This is a genomic window from Rothia sp. HMSC069D01, assembly GCF_001810135.1.
Classification (GTDB): domain Bacteria; phylum Actinomycetota; class Actinomycetes; order Actinomycetales; family Micrococcaceae; genus Rothia.
The window spans coordinates 106,099-122,011 of the sequence record NZ_KV800093.1; the positions used below are offsets into that span (position 1 = coordinate 106,099).

Sequence of the window (15,913 nt, forward strand, 5' to 3'; positions counted from 1 at the left end):
CAGGTTATCCCTTCGCCTATGAATAGCTTCCGCTTAGCTACCGGAAGATCCCACCAGCTCGGCCGGAATCTTGTAGCCAACGCCACGGACCGTCTGAATAAAACGATCCGCACCCAGCTCATCAAACTTAGCGCGCAGACGCTGGACATGCACGTTTACCAGAGAATCGCTCACATCAGTGTAGCCCCAGACCATATCCAGCAGTTCCTGGCGGCTCAACGCCTGACCCGGGTGGCGCACCAGCGCAGCCAGCAGGTCAAACTCCAGAGGAGTCATGGGAACCTCAGTGCTGTGGTACTTGACGGTACGACCGTCCATATCCATGACAATATCGCCAATGGACACCACCAGCTGGCGGCTCTCGCGCGGACGCAAACGAGTACGAATACGCGCCAACAATTCAGCGTGCTTAAAAGGCTTCGCAATGTAATCATCAGCACCAGCCTCAAGACCCTTAACAACATCTTCAGTGTCGCTTTTAGCGGTCAACATAATAATCGGCACATTAGAAGAGCGGCGAATTTGCTGGCAGACTTCAATACCGTTCATGCCAGGAAGCATCAAATCCAAAAGCACCAAATCGGGAGTGGAGCGCATAAAAGTTTCAAAAGCGCGGCCGCCATTTTCGCAGAAAACAGCGTTAAAGCCCTCTTGCGCGAGCACGAGGCCAATCATTTCCGCCAGAGCATCATCGTCATCAACCACCAAAATGGTGTGTGCGTCGCTTGCGCTCACAGTACCTCCCTAAAGAATTGTCGTAAATACTTACATAAAAATGCTGATTCTCTAATCATACCGCGCACTCAGCCAATGCACGGGCACACTCTGTCACCCGAGCCAGCGAAGCCGTGGCATCCAGCATACTTACCGCGGCTGAAGTCATCCCAGCAGGCACGGAACCGCTCTGAATACGCTCATCAGGCATCAAACCCACCGCGCTCAACTGGGTCGGCTCAAGACCAACCTCGCGCCACAGGCTGTACAGGCGGCGCACCTGATCAGGAACCCGCGCAGAGGTCACCACCGGCAGCCACAGCTGAGCCTGAGCCTCCAAAAGTTGCGCCACAGGTTCCCAGGAACGAGGGTCGCTCAGCGGCGGAACCTGCAGCGTGCCCGGCCCCTTGAGGCGGGCACGATTAGGATGCAACAGCAAAGCGCAAGGAGCGCCGCCCTCAACACGCATCGCCTTCACAAGAGCCAACGCGTCAAGGGTGGGGCGGGACTGGCTCAGCAGCTTCAGCTCCTGCACAGGCTTGAGCGCGGTGCCATCCACATCCAGGATGAGCTGCAGATTCAGCTCGGCGAAACGCTCCGAGATACGGCGGTACACCTGCTGATAGTAGTGAGGTTGCAAAGCCGGCAGGGAGCGGAAACCACTCACCGTAGGGATGGCCCCCTCCATCAGACGCTGAAATTCGGATTCATCCAGCTGCACGGCAATCAGCGCCCGCGGAGCTTGCAGAGCCTCGCGCAGAGAACCCATCCAGCGTTCCAGGCCTTCCAGGAACGACTCCAGCAGGTCACGGCTCGCCCCTGCATCACTAATGGCACGCTCGCCGCCGGGCAAATAGATACTGGCGGCAAGAGTCAGCGGACCGGCCAGCTGAATCTTATACGCCGGGGCGGTATCCTGCCCTGAACCGAAACGTTTCTTCTGCGAGCCCACGCGGTCAGCGAGAAGATTGATATCGGAGAGCAGACGGTCCTGCGCCAGGGCAGACTCGCGCGCTCCCCTGCCGCCGCTATGCACCATGCGCCACCCAAACGAGGCACCGTCAAAGGCAAGTCCCTCGCACACCGCCAGGGTGCGTGCCAGCGGGGTACTCCGCCAGCCCAGCGCAGGCAGATGCGGCAGGAACGGCAAGTGCGGGGAACCCAGCTCGCCCTCCACACGGGACATCGCCTCAGCCAGGTCATCGCCGGGAAAATCGCCCAGACCGCTAGCACGTACCAGCGGACGCTCCGTAGCGAGCGCGGCGAGGTCCTGTTCGGTCAGTTCGTCCCCTTCGGGGGCACGGTACTCACCGGGCAGTAGCAGGCGCTCCGGCACCGGCTCGGTGCGGGCATTCTGGCGGGAGGAAGATTGAGGGGGCATAAACGAGTGAGGTTAAGACAGGTTAGGGAAAAGTGCGGGCGGGTCGATGCTCTGCCGCTGGACGCTCAGCACGATGGATGCTCAGCAGGGATGAGAGCGGGGCTTTTCGGAGAGGCTGAGATCTCGAAGAGGGTGAAATCTTAGAAAGTCTTAGCTTTCAGAATTTTCAGTCTCTTCGTCCTGGTCAGCGTGCTCGTTCGCGATGCGCACGTGGTGGCGAATCACCTCAGAGATGATGAAGTTCAGGAACTTCTCCGCGAATTCCGGGTCCAGGCTGGATTCCTTCGCCATGGCACGCAGGCGAGCAATCTGCGCCTCTTCACGACCGGGGTCGCCAGCGGGCAGGTTGTGCTTAGCCTTCAGGACGCCCACGCGCTTGGTTGCCTGAAAACGCTCCGCGAGGATGTGCACCAACGCTGCATCGAAGTTGTCGATGGAGCGGCGCATGGCGAAGAGCTCCTCGTAAACCTCCGGCGCGACTTCATCGCCCATGGAGGTGGCGTGGGGGTCAAATTCGCAGGAAGTGTGTTCGGCAGTCATCGGTCTCTCCTCAGTCCGGTTGTGGTCTTCTGTGCGTTGCGCTCGAGCAGGCTGTTGCGGCAACAGCTGCGAATAGCGGGGTACGCGGCTATTCTGTGCGGCTAGTCGGCGCTGGTGGAGGCGCCAGCAGACAGGGTTTCCTGAATGTCTTCGCGGTCCAGCGAGTAGGCGCGGGCGATCGTGGACTGACCCAGTACGCGGGTGCCCTGGTAGAGCACCATGGTCTGTCCCGGTGCCACGCCGGAGAGCGGATCCAGGAGGCGCACTACGGTTTCCAGACGCAGTGCGCCTTCTTCTTCAGCTTCGGGGTCGGGTGCCCAGGTCATGTACGCCTTGGCGCGGACCGGGTCGGCGTGCGCGCGCACCTGTGCGGTCACCTCGAACTCTTCGCTGCGGGCGCCCAGCTGTGCGGGCTGTTCCAGGAAGCGTGCCGCCTGTTCTACGGGTACGCCCGCCCAGGTGGCGCGGATACCGCGGATTTCGTGCACGGCAAGCAGCTCGCGGGAGCCGACGATAACTTCGTTTTCCTTGGGGCGCACCTCCAGCACGAAGCGGGGCTTGCCGTCGGCGGCGGGGCGGCCCAGTGCCAGGCCCTTGCGCTGGCCTACGGTGTATGCCTGCGCGCCGGGGTGCTCGCCGAGCACCTCGCCGTGGGTGTCTTTGATGAGGCCGGGGCGCATTGTGATGTGGTCGCCCAGCCAGGCGCGGGTATCGCCTTCGGGAATGAAGCAGATGTCGTAGGAGTCGGGCTTCTTCGCCACGGAGAAGCCGCGCTCTGCCGCCTCCGCACGTACCTGCGCCTTGGAGGGGGTGTCCGCCAGGGGGAACCAGGCGTGCTTGAGCTGTTCGTGGGTGAGCACACCGAGCACGTAGGACTGGTCCTTGGCCCAGTCGGCGGCGCGGTGCAGTTCGCGGTTGCCGTCTTCGGTGGTGATGACGCGGGCGTAGTGGCCGGTCACCACGGCGTCGAAGCCGAGTGCGAGGGCGCGTTCGAGGAGCGCGGCGAACTTGATCTTTTCGTTGCAGCGCATGCAGGGGTTGGGGGTTCGTCCGGCTTCGTATTCGGAGATGAAGTCGTCGACGACGTCTTCCTTGAAGCGTTCGGAGAAGTCCCAGACGAAGAAGGGGATGCCCAGCTGGGAGCAGACGCGGCGGGCGTCCATGGAGTCTTCGAGGGTGCAGCAGCCGCGGGAGCCGGTGCGCAGGGTGCCGGGCATGCGGGATAGTGCGAGGTGAACGCCGACTACTTCGTGTCCTGCTTCTACGGCGCGGGCTGCGGCGACTGCGGAGTCAACGCCGCCACTCATAGCTGCAAGAATTTTCACTGCCTATCCTTCTGTTGTGTTGAGCCTTTAGAAAGGTACGCCTTATTTGTGTGGGCGGACTTTCCGTTACTGTAGCTACCCATTGTACGCAGGGGCTCGGCGGGATATTGGGCAGTGCACCCTCAGCCCGCCCTCAGCGAACGCTGATATTGCAAGCTGAGGGCGGTTCGGTACCTTTTTCTGTCTTTTAGTACCAGCGGGAGGCGTCCGGCAGCTGCGAGGACAGTCCCGCCTTTGCTGCCTGTTCGTAGGCGGCGGGTAGTGCCGCGATGAGGCGCGCAATATCGGCTCCGGTGGTCGAGTGACCGAGGGTGAAGCGCTGGGCGCTGCGGGCGGTGTCTTCGTCCATTCCCATTGCCATGAGCACGTGGGAAGGGCGGGTCACCCCGGCGTTGCAGGCGGAGCCGGTGGAGCTGCTGATGCCCTGCATGTCCAGCAGGAAGAGCAGGGTGTCACCTTCTGCGTTTTCGAAGGTGAAGTGGGCGTTGCCGGGCAGTCGCTTCTGGCCGGGGTACTCTTCGGTGAGCGGGTTTTCGCCGCTCAGGTGCGCCTGCGGGATGAGCGCGCTAATTGCCGCAACGAGTTCGTTGCGTAGCGCGGCGATGCGGGCGGATTCTTTGTCAAGGTGCTGAACCGAGTGCACGGCGGCCTCTGCAAAACCTGCAATGGCGGGTGCGTCGATGGTGCCGGATCGTACGGAGCGTTCCTGGCCGCCTCCGTGTAGGACGGGGGTCATCTGCACGGCACGGGTTGCAACCAGCGCGCCGATGCCCATGGGACCACCGATTTTGTGGCCGGAGATTGCGAGGGTCGCTACCCCGCTGGCGTGGAAGTCAATGGGGATTGCGCCGAATGCCTGCACCGCGTCCGAGTGCACGGGAATACCGTATTCGGCGGCGATAGCGGCGATCTCGGGGATGGGCTGTACGGTACCGACCTCATTGTTCGCCCACATGACGGTCACGAGCGCAACGTCTTCGGGGTTCTTTTCGATGAGTTCGCGGACGGTCTGCGGGTTGACGCTACCGTGCTTGTCTACGGGGATCCATTCGATCTGCGCGCCTTCTGCCTTTTCGAGCCATTCGCAGGTTTCTTCCACGGCGTGGTGCTCGATGGAGGAGACGAGAATTCGGGTGCGCTGCGGGTCTTCTTCGCGGCGCTTCCAGTAGATGCCCTTGACGGCGAGGTTGTCCGCTTCGGTGCCACCGGAGGTGAAAATAACCTCGGCGGGGTCGGCTCCGACGGCGCGGGCGATGCGTTCGCGGGCATATTCGACGGTGGCGCGGGCATTGCGTCCTACGGCGTGCAGGGAGGAGGGGTTGCCGCCGTTGCGCATCTGTTCGACCATGGCGTCGATGGCGGCGGGCAGTACGTCGGTGGTGGCGGCATGGTCGAGGTAGACGCGGCCGTTCTGACGGTTGGTTTCTGCGCTCATGGTTCCTCCTGCTGGGTTGTCGGCGGTTTGTCGCCTCGTTTATTTTATCGCGCTCTACCCGCGCTCTTCTAGGCGTGTTCATCTGCGGCGGGGTCGGCGAGCGCTACTCCTCGGGACGCTCGGGGCTGTTCGGGGGCTGCGCGGTACACTTAGGAACGTGTTCAAGATTCTTTTCTATACCCCTGAGATTCCCGGCAATACCGGCAACGCTATCCGTTTGGCGGCGATTACTGGCGCTGAGCTGCACCTGGTGAAGCCGCTGGGCTTTAACTTTGATGATGCGCACCTGCGCCGCGCGGGTCTGGACTATCACGACCTGGCGGTGGTGACGGTGCATGAGACCCTTGAGGATGCGTGGGAGGCTCTGGCTCCGGAGCGTGTTTTTGCGTTCACGACGACTGCTTCGACCTCGTATGCGGATATTGAGTACCGTCCCGGTGATGTGTTCATGTTCGGTCCGGAGTCGGTGGGTCTGCCCGCTGAGGTTCAGCAGGATCCGCATGTGACTGAGCGGGTGAAGATTCCGATGAAGCCGGGTCGCCGTTCGCTGAACCTGGCTAATTCTGCGTCCATTGCAATTTTTGAGGCGTGGCGTCAGAACGGTTTTGATGGAGGCGCCATCTAGCATGGCTGCAACACACCATAATCTGCCGGGGCCTCTGATTCAGCAGATTCTGGAGACGCGCCCTCCCCTGGCTGAGCAGATTCGTTTGGATTCGCAGAATAGGGAGTTCACGGAGCAGGGTTGGGAGCCGGTTTATTCGGCGTCACCTCATGCTCGTATTGTGGTGATTGGTCAGGCACCCGGGCGCGCCGCGCAGGAGAGCCGTATCCCGTGGAATGACCCGAGCGGCGTGAAGCTGCGCGAGTGGATGGGCGTGACGGCTGAGCAGTTCTACGACCCCGACCTGATTTCGCTGTTGCCGATGGATTTCTATTACCCGGGTAAGGGCGCGCACGGCGATAACCCGCCGCGTAAGGATTTCGCGCCGAAGTGGCATCCGCAGCTTCTGGAGCTCATGCCGAACGTTCAGCTAATTCTGCTGGTGGGGGCATACTCTCAGAAGCACTACCTGGATGGTATGCACGCCCCTAAGGCGCAGAAGAACCTGACGGAGACGGTTCGTGCGTGGGAGTCTTATCTTCCTAAGTTTCTGCCGCTGGTGCATCCTTCGCCGCTGAATTTTAGGTGGCAGGCGAAGAACCCGTGGTTCGAGCAGGAGGTTATCCCGGCTTTGCAGAAGCGCGTGGGCGAGGTTCTCGAGGGCCTCTAACCTGCCCCTATCTGCAACACCAATACAGTTTGCTGTACTAACGAAAGAAGCTCCCACCCCGCGTATGGGGTGGGAGCTTTCTTTCGTTACACCATGTGGCACTCTTTTGAAGTTAGAGTTACTGAACGGTAGAGCCGGCTGAGCGGGTGTTTCCCAACCGCGTTTCTACCTGTTCAGAGGCAGAGTGCGTTTTACTTCTGGCTGTCGGCGTCGCCCAGGGTCACGGTGATGTCATGGGTGGAGGAGCCGCGCTTAATCTTCAGCTTCAGATCAGAGCCTGCTGCCGCGGCACGCACGGTACCGTTAAGCTCGTCGCTCTTGGTCACGGCGTGACCGTCGGCTTCAATCACGACGTCGCCGGATCGCAGGCCTGCTTTCGCGGCGGGGCTGTTAGATTCTACCGAGGCAATTTCAACGCCACCGGGGATGAGCTTGGACGAGCCCGAGCCGGTGTCCGCGGGGCTGTTCTTCACGCTCGCGCCCAGGTAGCCGTGGGTTGCCTTACCCTTGGCGATGATCTCGGAGGAGATGCGCTTGGCGTAGTTGGAGGTAATGGAGAACGCCATACCGTCGGCGGTGCCGCCATCCTGGCTTGCCTGGCCCTGCGCGTTAATGCCGACCAGTTCGCCCTTGAGGTTCACCAGCGGGCCACCGGAGTTACCGTGGTTGATGGGAGCGTCAACCTGAACCATGGGGATGTAGTTCTGGCCCTTCGCATCGGCAGGCTGCACGCGGTTTGCGTTCGAGACCACGCCGGAGGTTACCGATTCGCTACGACGATACGGCGCGCCGAGGGCAACCACTACCTCGCCGGAGACCAGCTTGGAGGAGTCACCCCAGGTGATGGGCTGCAGGTCCAGGCCGGAGGGGTTAATCTTCAGGACCGCCAGGTCAGCGGCAGAGTCCAGGCCCACCACGGTTGCGGTGCGTACGGTGCCGTCGCTCAGGCGCACCTCAATGGTGGATGCTTCTCTGGAAGATTCGAGGGTAACCACGTGGTGGTTGGTGAGGATGTGGCCTTCCTTGTCGAGGATAACGCCACTACCGCCGCCGGAGGAGGAGCCGTTCGAAGCAACGATGGTCACGGTAGAGGGCAGGACCTTCTTCGCGGTTTCTGCTACGCCTGCCACGGTGGAGGAGTTGCTGATATTGGAGCTGACGGAGCCGCGCGAGGAAGCGCTGGAGGAGCTGTTGTTCGATGCTGCGATGCCGCCTCCGACGCCCGCGCCAACGCCGCCGCCAACGAGGGCTGCGAGCAGAGCTGCGGTGAGCACAACACCGGCACCGTAACGCTTGTTGTTATCGGTGTTCTGAGGTGCAGACTGTGCCGAAGCGACCTGAGCAGCCGCCGCCTGGGGGTAGGTGTATCCGGGAGAGGCGTATGCCTGCGGGTATGCGTTCTGACCCTGCTGCTGGTTTGCGGGCTGGTAGCTTGCCTGTCCGTTCACGTTCTGCAGGGGACGGGTTGCATCCGTGACGCCGTCATTGCCGCCGTAAGACCATCCGTTGTTCTGAGTCATAAGTTCTCCTAGAGTCGCGCGTGTGCCTCACCCTGGGCGCACGCTATCTTTCTACTGTAGAGGGTGTTTTATGGCGTTCTATATTTTTTTGCTGTTGGTTATCGGGGAGTTCCCTGGGAATTTTCCTCACACCCTTTCATCGGCAGCTGATTCGCGGGTCTGAGATACCCGGAGATTTGCCCGACGGCTAGTTTGTTTTGGGGCTTTGTTCGCTACTCGCTCTCATGTTTCTCTTTTAAAGCGCCCAGTTTTTCTCCACGGTTTACACAGCATGATGCTTCTTGGTACACAGCTTGAACACAGGGTCAGTCCGTAATGTTGAAGGCACATAGAGCCGAGAACAAAGGCAAAGGACAAAGGCAAAGGAGAAACCCATGATGATCGGAACCCTGATTTTCTGTGCGGTCTTGGCAAGCTCCATCGGTATTGGTGCGGGTATTGTGGCGTGTTGCTCGGGAATGGTGTACCGCCGTCATCGTGCGGAAAAGGCCTCCGAGTTGGCTCAGCAGATGGCTACCCAGGCGCTGACCGCCGGTAGGTAGCGTATAGAGTTTGATAGTTTTCCGGGGCGGGAGATGAGAGCCCTGCACCGGGAGGGGCGAGAATCCCCAGTATGTCCCGAAGGGTCGGTGTGAGGACCGGCCCGGGTGTGATAATGAGTTGAGTGATGATCGATGCGGCGTGAGCCCCTACATGAGGGCGCACGCCGCATCGTCCTTTAATTGTGAGGCGGATGCGGGAAGCACTGGCGGAGAGCACCCGGCACCCCGGCTACTTCCCTTTTAGTATGCGGTAAGGCAACGGCGTTGCGAGCACCCGGGATTTAGCTGGGTTATGGTGAAGTCATGAGGATTATTTCTGCTGTTTTCGCTCTTGTTGGCGCGCTGCCGACCCTACCGGCGGTGGCGTCTTCGCTGGACGGCGCAACCCGCCTGTACGCGCTACTTTTGTTTGTACTCATCTGCGCGGTAGTAGCGTTGTTTGCGTCGTTGAGCCCGTCGCGCCGTCGTGCGCGTGAGATTAGGCGGCAGGTATTGCAACAGCAGCAGCAACAGCAGAACCAGGCGATGAATCAGCAGGTTCCCCCTCACCAGGCACCCAATCAGCAAGTACAGGGCGCGGTGAGCTACCCGATGCACTACCAGCCGAAGCCGGCACAGCCCGGCAGTAGCGCTCAGCAGTCGGTGCAGGATCCTGTTCAGAACCAGGTACCGAACCCCGCGCAGGCCCCGGTATCTGCAGCGCCCCAGGCGCAGTCCCCGCTCCCCCAGCAGGATCAGGCTGTCGAAGCTCAACAGGCTCAGGCACAGCAGGCTCAGGCACCCTCGCCTCACCCTGCCTCACCTCAGCCTCCTCAGCCGGTGGCTGCACCTTCGCCGTTGGAGCCGATGCAGGCCGGTGGTATCTCCGGTTCTTCGGCGCAGAACCATTCAGCAGAAAGCCAATCAGCAGAAAGCCAGGAGCAGCAGAGCATGCCCCAGAACACCCCGGCGCAGCCTGAAGAGCGCCCGCAGCAGGAGGCCGCCCAGCAGGCTCCCAAGAGTAACCCGGCGCAGAGTAACCCGGCGCCCTCCGACCATTTCTCTCTGAGCACCAACTTCAAGCTCATTCCCCCTCTAGAGAACGCACAGCGCAGCCGCTACCCCATGGTGCTTTCTGTCAGTAAATCTGAGGATGAAGTCTTTGCGTTGCCGTCGATTAGCGGTGTGCCGCAGCATCTGCTGGTCGGTACGCAGGAGAATCATGTTCCGCTGAATCAGCGTCCGCGCCTGCAGCAGGTCGATATTCTTGAGAACTATCTCATGCGTGCGGTCATGAACCTGCAGACGCTGGAGCGTGCGCAGGTGTCTCCGCTGCACAGCTTCAAGGAGACTGCCCAGGCTGACCGCGCGGTGCTTGCCGCCGAGCTGGAAGAGACCATCCGGGTATCTCGGCTGAAGCTAAGCGGGGCGCTGGAGTTTTATACGTCCCTGCCTCGTCTGGCGGATACCCCGGGCTCTTTCGCTTTTGCCCGTGATCACGCGCTCTCTTTGAGCGCCGCCGTCATTAGCCTGACCGAGGAGTGCTTTGAGCGTACCTTCCGTTGGCGTCTGCTGGAGGATACTCTCCCGGATTCTTTGAACGACCGCCTCTACGCGGTGCGTTATCTGCGTGAGAGCGCGCAGAAGCTGGCGGCTTTTGTGGAGCTGAGCGAATTTGACCGCGCCATGCAGCTTGCCGAGACCTGGAAGAAGACTGCTCGTAAGGACTCGAAGATCGATGAGGCCAAGGTCTGGAATGAGATGACCGAAGTCGCCTTTGACGTTCTGCCCGAGTTGCGAGAGCGGGCGTTGAAGGGTGTGCAGTCTACGTTGGAGTTTAGCGAGCTTTTCTACCGTCCCGGCGAGGATGGTACGCACCGTATGCTCCGTCCGGAACAGCTGAGCGAGTTTGAGCTCAAGGGCGTGCAGTCCACGCTGGAAGAGCGCCTGGAGAAGGTGCGTCTTGAGCTTCAGGATGCGGAGTTCTGCGCTGCGGTCTTGAGCTTGCAGGCGCGCTCTGTCATTGAGCTTCTCCAGGAGCTTCTGCAGGTTGAGCAGGACGGCGTTCTGGCGGAGGTTGTGACCGATTTGCGAGCGCTTGCTCATGACTCGCCCGACCTTGCCGAGCAGCCTATCCAGACGTTGATGTTCAGCCGCGAACAGTACGCCCCCGATGGGGAGGATCTTCCGACCATTGGCGAGCGCATCCGTTCCCTCTCGAGTGTTCCCGAGGTTCTGGCGTTCGTTCACTACGAGGGACCGGTACTTCTAATGGGCGTCTCGGATCCGTATAAGGCGTTTTCCGGGGAAGGTTCCTTCGAGGGTCTGCTTTCGGAGGAGAAGAGGCTATCTTCCATGCCGCTGTCGGTGTTGCGCACCCATTCGAGACTTCTGAAGCAGGTGCTTCGTCTGCAGAATCTGCGTTTGAAGCTGGCGTGGGTGAGTAGCTGTAGCGGCTACATGCCTTTGAGCCTGGTTGAACGGTATTACGTCGGCTCCTCTGCCGGGGATGAGGATTTGAAGGAGCTGACCGAAAATATTGAGGCGCTCGCTGAGCTTCTGGATGCCCATTCTAATTCCCAGGTGTATAAGGGCCGTGGCGTGCCGACTACGCCCTTTTTGTGGTCACAGATGCGAAAGCAGGCAGAACGCAGTTCTAGGCTGCTGAATACTGTGCAGTTCTTAGGCTGGATGTTCGCCTCGTCTTCGCGGGTTCAGGTAGTGAACGGCATGGCGCAGAGTATCCACGATGTTAATGCCGCGGAGGTAGTGGAGCACCTAATGAGCAATCTAAAGATTGCGCGTCGGCGCTAACTAACTGAATAGCCGGTGGGCCGGGGTCTGGCGTGAGGCTAGACCCCGGCTTTCCTGTATACCGGCTTCCTATATACCGGCTTTCCTGTATAAAGCCTGGGAAGTCGGTAAACGGGTGGCAAACAGCGGCGCAACATTCTCGTATCTGTGTGTTTGCGTGGCTGAGCCACCGCTACACTAATAATGTGACCAGCACTAAGGCGTGCGATGTTCAAGCACGCCGTGAAGTACAGGTCCGTTCATACTTCACGACAACGGAGGAAAGACCATGACCGAGCACGCCTTTGCGCGTCAGATTCGTCCCGCACGCCCTCGCCTGCGCACTATTCTGGGTGCCACAGTGCTGGCGGCAGGTCTTTCTTGTGCCCCGGCGGTTCTGCCGGCTGGTTCTGCATTTTTGAGCACGTCGGCACAGGCTGCTGACCCGATGCAGATTACGGGCACCACCGTGTACGATTCCACGAACTCTTTGGGTGATACCGCTACCCTGAAATCTAAGATTTCGAATCTGTCGAAGAAGTACAACGTGGATTTGCACGTGGTGACCATTGATAAGTTCGAGAACCCGTCTACTTCTTCGAGCTGGACGAAGGCGCTTGCCACGAAGAACAATTGGGGTTCTGCCGATGTGGTGCTGGTAATTGCGACCGAGTCCCGCCAGGCGTATTTCTTGGCAGGTAGCACCAAGACTCTTTCGAGCGATCAGCAGACGAAGGTGTACCAGAACTACATTAAGCCGAAGCTGCAGAACAGCGACTATTCGGGTGCGGCTCTTGCCGCAGTTGAGGGTATCGAGGCTCAGAAGGGCGGTAGCTCTTCGGGTGTTGTAACCGGCGTGCTCGGTGTGGGTGCGGCGGCGACCGTGGGTGCTGGCGGTTACGCGATGTACCGCCGCCGCAAGAAGAAGAACGCTCAGCAGCAGCCTCAGCGTTCCTACGGTGCACCTCGTAACTACTCCCCCATTCCGGAGGTTCCGCTGGAGGAGCTGCGCACCCGCGCCGGTAGCGCCCTGCTGCAGGCTGATACGACGATGAGCCACGCGAAGCAGGAACTGGATTTTGCGCGCGCACAGTACAGCGATCAGCAGGTTGCTGAGTTCGCTCAGGAGATTGCGCGTGCTGAGGATCTGATGCGTAAGTCCTTCCAGCGTCAGCAGCTTCTGACCGACAGCATTCCCGATACCGAAGCAGAGCAGCGTGCCTGGTTGACTGAGATTATTGATAACTCTCAGGAAGTCACCCGTATTGCTCAGGAGCAGGACGCTAAGCTGGCTCAGTTGCGCAACCTGGAGCAGGAGGCACCGCAGGCTATTGAGGCTCTGGCTCAGCGTCTGCCGCAGCTGCGTGCCTCGGTGGAGGAGATTGCCGCCCAGTACCGCGCGTTGAAGGAACGTTACCTGCCCAGCGCCCTGGAGCCCATTTCGAAGACTCCTACCCTGTTGGAGTCGAACATGGTGCTGTGCGCTGCGGAGGTTGAGAAAGCTCAGGCGACCGTTGCGACGGCACGTTCGGAGGCGGTTGCTCACCTGCGCACCGCTGAGGAAGCCGCCTCGCAGATTCAGACTCTGGGTGCGGCAGTGAATACCCGCTCGCATGAGCTGGAGCAGGCTCAGCTGGGTCTGAGCACCGACTTGCTGAGCATTCAGCGTGACGTGGCTGAGGCGAAGAGCCTGGCTGCATCTCAGCGTCGCGATGATTTGGGTGCGGTCGCTGCCGGCATGGAGGCGGTGCTCAACCAGGTCAACCAGAGCGCTTCGGCTCGTCCGAATGACCCGCTGACTTTGGCGAACCAGCTGCGTCAGCTCTCCGCCGAACTGGATAAGGCGATGACCAATATGCGTGCTACCCGCGAGCGTTCTCGCGCGGCGGAGCAGAACCTGGATCGTACGATGCGTTCTGCGTACGCTGCGGTGAACGGTGCGCGTAGCTACATCAATAACCGCCGTGCGGCGGTGGGTCCGATGACCCTGACCGCTGTCTCTGAGGCGGAGCGTCACCTGGGTCAGGCTCAGCGTCTGGCTCCTTCGGATCCGCTGAACGCTATGAAGGAAGCCAACATGGCAATCCAGAAGGCGACCGACGCGCAGAACCGCGCTCAGAGCGAGGTCGGCAACTACTACAACAACCAGAACAACCGCGGCGGCGGCAGCTTCGGCGGTGACCTGGCGAAGGGCCTGCTGCTGGGCGCTCTGATGACCGCGATGAACTCTGGCACCAGTAGCTGGGGTAGCAGCGGCGGCCACAGCAGTGGCGGTAGTAGCGGCGGCAGCTGGGGCGGCGGCTTCAGCGGCGGTGGCGGCGATTGGGGTAGCGGCGGCGGTGACGGCGGCAGCTTCTAACCGCCTCCACGCTACCGATTCTGTCGGTCGGTTTCTGTAGGTTTTTCTACAGTCTGACCGGCGGGGTGGATAGCTTACCTCACCGCTTTCTTCCCCAGTCGGAAAACACCTGAGGTAATTTACCAAAAGTTTAGGTTGCAGAAATCAGGCGTGCATCATTTTCACAGCATGCACCCAGAAATCTGCCACATAATTAGTTATACGGGCACGGCTCACGAGGAGCGTAGTGCTCCCCCGCAGCCCGTGAACAGAAAGTAGGAGATTATGGCTAAGCAGACCATCTTCGGCCGTATTGCACAGCTCACTAAGGCAAACATCAACGCTCTGATTGATGCAGCTGAGGACCCGGAGAAGATGCTGGACCAGATGGTTCGTGACTACACCAACAACATCCGCGAGGCGGAGGCTGCAGTAGCACAGACCATCGGCAACCTGCGACTGCTCGAAAAGGACCACGCTGAGGACGTCAAGGCCGCTCAGGAGTGGGGCACCAAGGCTCTGGCAGCTTCTAACAAGGCTGATGAGTTCCGCGCAGCTGGCGACGTTGCCAACGCTGACAAGTTCGATAACCTCGCGAAGATTGCTCTGAACAAGCAGCTGCTGGCTGAGAAGGCTGCACAGGCTGTTGAGCCTCAGCTGGCTTCCCAGACTCAGGTTGTCAACCAGCTCAAGGACGGCCTGGAGAAGATGCGCTCCAAGCTTGAAGAGGTCAAGTACAAGCGCGATGAGCTGACCGCACGTCAGAAGACTGCAGCAGCTCAGACCCAGGTGAACGACGCTCTGAAGGCGTTCGACGTTCTGGACCCGACCAGCGAGATGAGCCGCTTCGAAGAGAAGGTTCGCCGCGAAGAGGCACGCGTCATCGGTCAGCAGGAGCTGGCAGCTTCCTCCCTGGATGCACAGTTCAACACCCTGGACCAGATGGAGCGCGAGACCGAGCTGGACGCTCGCCTGGCCGCTCTGAAGGCAAAGAACGCTCCGGCAGCTCCGGCTCCCCTGGCTGTGGAATCCCCCACCCAGACTCTCTAAGCCTGGTCCAGTAAGCCTGGTCTAGCGCATAGCTTCTTAGGCTAAACCTATAAAACGATTCGCCCCGTTCCTGAACTCATCAGGAACGGGGCGGATCTTTATGCGTTAGGGGCCGTGCGCCTTAGTTAGCGTAGATGTACAGGTAGCCTGCCATCGCGGAGCGGGTGACCGCATCCGAAGAGGTGGAGCCGGTACCGATACCGTTGGAGGCGGCCCACGCCAGAGCCTGGGACGCGTAGCCGCCCTGAGCCTGTGCCGGGGAGCCAGCTGCACGGTACATGAACTCAGCCATGGTGGACTCGGTGACGGCCTCCAGGGGGCGGAAGTCGCTACCGTTGATGCCCTGCTGGCTCAGCCAGAAAATCTCCTTGTACGCGGGGTGGTTCGCCGGAACATCGCTGAACGGCGAAACAGCCGGTGCGTTCACGGCGGGGCGACCAGCCACGCGGTACAGGTAGGTTGCCAGCTGCGCACGGTTGACCGATGCGTTCGGGCGGAAGGTGCCGTCCGCGAAGCCGAGCATGATGCGGCGATCAGAGTTCCAGCTGATCTCGTTGTAGTTCGGGTTTGAAGAGGACACGTCGGTGTAGCCCAGCGCGGGGGTCTTACCGGCGAAGTCCAGGGAGGATGCCAGGATGTGCGGCAGGTCGTAGTCGTGGTGGCTGAAGCCGTCAATCAGCTTCACGCGGGCGTCGGAGAAGCCAGCGCCCAGGTATGCGTTGTAGCCGGACTCGACTGCGCCACGTGCGCTCCAGGTGACGGGGTAGGTGTTACCGGAGGTGTCGTTCGCGCCAACCCACCAGTACATAGGCAAGCCCTTAGTGGTTGCATCAGCGTCCACGGAGCCGTCCGAGTCGCCGCCTGCAACCATGATGGAGCCGCCACCGTTACGCCATGCGGTGTTGTGGTCGGTCAGCTCGTAGGTGATGAACTCAGCGCCACCGGAGTAGCCCATGGTCCACACCTGGGAAGCGTCCAGGTTGTTCTGGCCGATGAAGGAGGAAGCGAAGGAGCGGAAGAAC

General features: G+C 60.6%; 13 protein-coding genes. 6 read left to right on the plus strand and 7 right to left on the minus strand.

The features are described 5' to 3' along the window. Positions 1–33 precede the first annotated feature (33 nt). The 5 genes from mtrA to HMPREF2710_RS03150 form a co-directional block, all read right to left on the minus strand. Positions 34–735, minus strand: coding sequence for an MtrAB system response regulator MtrA (gene mtrA, locus HMPREF2710_RS03130; protein ID WP_080976694.1), 702 nt, complete (start codon positions 733–735; stop codon positions 34–36). A 55-nt stretch (positions 736–790) separates the two neighbouring features. Then, positions 791–2,095: a uroporphyrinogen decarboxylase/cobalamine-independent methonine synthase family protein gene (locus tag HMPREF2710_RS03135; protein ID WP_070599462.1), complete on the minus strand. Its 1,305-nt coding sequence runs from the start codon at positions 2,093–2,095 to the stop codon at positions 791–793. 150 nt (positions 2,096–2,245) lie between these two features. Beyond that, on the minus strand, positions 2,246–2,635 hold the full coding sequence (locus HMPREF2710_RS03140; protein WP_049358410.1) for a chorismate mutase: 390 nt from the start codon (positions 2,633–2,635) through the stop codon (positions 2,246–2,248). 101 nt (positions 2,636–2,736) lie between these two features. Further along, entirely contained in the window at positions 2,737–3,960 is a 1,224-nt protein-coding gene (gene mnmA / locus HMPREF2710_RS03145; RefSeq protein ID WP_049358409.1) for a tRNA 2-thiouridine(34) synthase MnmA, read from the minus strand. Positions 3,961–4,147: 187 nt separating this feature from the next. Then, positions 4,148–5,395 (minus strand): cysteine desulfurase family protein, encoded by a 1,248-nt coding sequence (locus HMPREF2710_RS03150; RefSeq protein ID WP_049358408.1) that lies wholly within the window; start codon positions 5,393–5,395, stop codon positions 4,148–4,150. Between the two features lie 157 nt (positions 5,396–5,552). Here HMPREF2710_RS03150 and HMPREF2710_RS03155 point away from each other — a divergent pair, with 157 nt between their 5' ends. Both HMPREF2710_RS03155 and HMPREF2710_RS03160 read left to right on the plus strand, forming a co-directional pair. Beyond that, on the plus strand, positions 5,553–6,020 hold the full coding sequence (locus HMPREF2710_RS03155) for a tRNA (cytidine(34)-2'-O)-methyltransferase (protein ID WP_049358407.1): 468 nt from the start codon (positions 5,553–5,555) through the stop codon (positions 6,018–6,020). 1 nt (position 6,021) lies between these two features. Further along, on the plus strand, positions 6,022–6,669 hold the full coding sequence (locus tag HMPREF2710_RS03160; protein WP_070599464.1) for a uracil-DNA glycosylase family protein: 648 nt from the start codon (positions 6,022–6,024) through the stop codon (positions 6,667–6,669). A gap of 191 nt (positions 6,670–6,860) precedes the next feature. Here the strand turns inward: HMPREF2710_RS03160 and HMPREF2710_RS03165 are convergent, their stop codons facing one another. After that, the gene (locus HMPREF2710_RS03165) at positions 6,861–8,189 is read right to left on the minus strand and encodes a S1C family serine protease (RefSeq protein ID WP_049349457.1); all 1,329 of its coding nucleotides are present in this window, start codon (positions 8,187–8,189) and stop codon (positions 6,861–6,863) included. Positions 8,190–8,563: 374 nt separating this feature from the next. Between HMPREF2710_RS03165 and HMPREF2710_RS09455 the strand changes: the two genes are divergently transcribed. The 4 genes from HMPREF2710_RS09455 (at position 8,564) to HMPREF2710_RS03180 (ending at position 14,891) form a co-directional block, all read left to right on the plus strand. Continuing rightward, positions 8,564–8,731, plus strand: coding sequence for a hypothetical protein (locus HMPREF2710_RS09455; protein WP_168162430.1), 168 nt, complete (start codon positions 8,564–8,566; stop codon positions 8,729–8,731). A 303-nt stretch (positions 8,732–9,034) separates the two neighbouring features. Beyond that, entirely contained in the window at positions 9,035–11,524 is a 2,490-nt protein-coding gene (locus HMPREF2710_RS03170) for a non-ribosomal peptide synthetase subunit (protein ID WP_070599466.1), read from the plus strand. Positions 11,525–11,792: 268 nt separating this feature from the next. After that, a complete protein-coding gene (locus tag HMPREF2710_RS03175) occupies positions 11,793–13,862 on the plus strand; it encodes a TPM domain-containing protein (protein WP_070599468.1) in 2,070 nt (689 codons plus the stop codon). A 264-nt stretch (positions 13,863–14,126) separates the two neighbouring features. Next, complete coding sequence (locus HMPREF2710_RS03180; protein ID WP_012903194.1) at positions 14,127–14,891, plus strand: PspA/IM30 family protein; 765 nt, start codon at positions 14,127–14,129, stop codon at positions 14,889–14,891. Positions 14,892–15,012: 121 nt separating this feature from the next. Here the strand turns inward: HMPREF2710_RS03180 and HMPREF2710_RS03185 are convergent. Beyond that, positions 15,013–15,913 (minus strand): S-layer homology domain-containing protein (locus HMPREF2710_RS03185; protein WP_141746604.1); only part of this gene is annotated, 901 nt, incomplete at its 5' end.

Bases quoted from the DNA above. Each gene is read 5' to 3' on its own strand.
- HMPREF2710_RS03135 (WP_070599462.1), bottom strand. From the start codon at position 2,095: ATGCCCCCTCAATCTTCCTCCCGCCAGAATGCCCGCACCGAGCCGGTG.
- HMPREF2710_RS03140 (WP_049358410.1), bottom strand. From the start codon at position 2,635: ATGACTGCCGAACACACTTCCTGCGAATTTGACCCCCACGCCACCTCC.
- HMPREF2710_RS03150 (WP_049358408.1), bottom strand. From the start codon at position 5,395: ATGAGCGCAGAAACCAACCGTCAGAACGGCCGCGTCTACCTCGACCAT.
- HMPREF2710_RS03160 (WP_070599464.1), top strand. From the start codon at position 6,022: ATGGCTGCAACACACCATAATCTGCCGGGGCCTCTGATTCAGCAGATT.
- HMPREF2710_RS03165 (WP_049349457.1), bottom strand. From the start codon at position 8,189: ATGACTCAGAACAACGGATGGTCTTACGGCGGCAATGACGGCGTCACG.
- HMPREF2710_RS09455 (WP_168162430.1), top strand. From the start codon at position 8,564: ATGATGATCGGAACCCTGATTTTCTGTGCGGTCTTGGCAAGCTCCATC.
- HMPREF2710_RS03170 (WP_070599466.1), top strand. From the start codon at position 9,035: ATGAGGATTATTTCTGCTGTTTTCGCTCTTGTTGGCGCGCTGCCGACC.
- HMPREF2710_RS03175 (WP_070599468.1), top strand. From the start codon at position 11,793: ATGACCGAGCACGCCTTTGCGCGTCAGATTCGTCCCGCACGCCCTCGC.
- HMPREF2710_RS03180 (WP_012903194.1), top strand. From the start codon at position 14,127: ATGGCTAAGCAGACCATCTTCGGCCGTATTGCACAGCTCACTAAGGCA.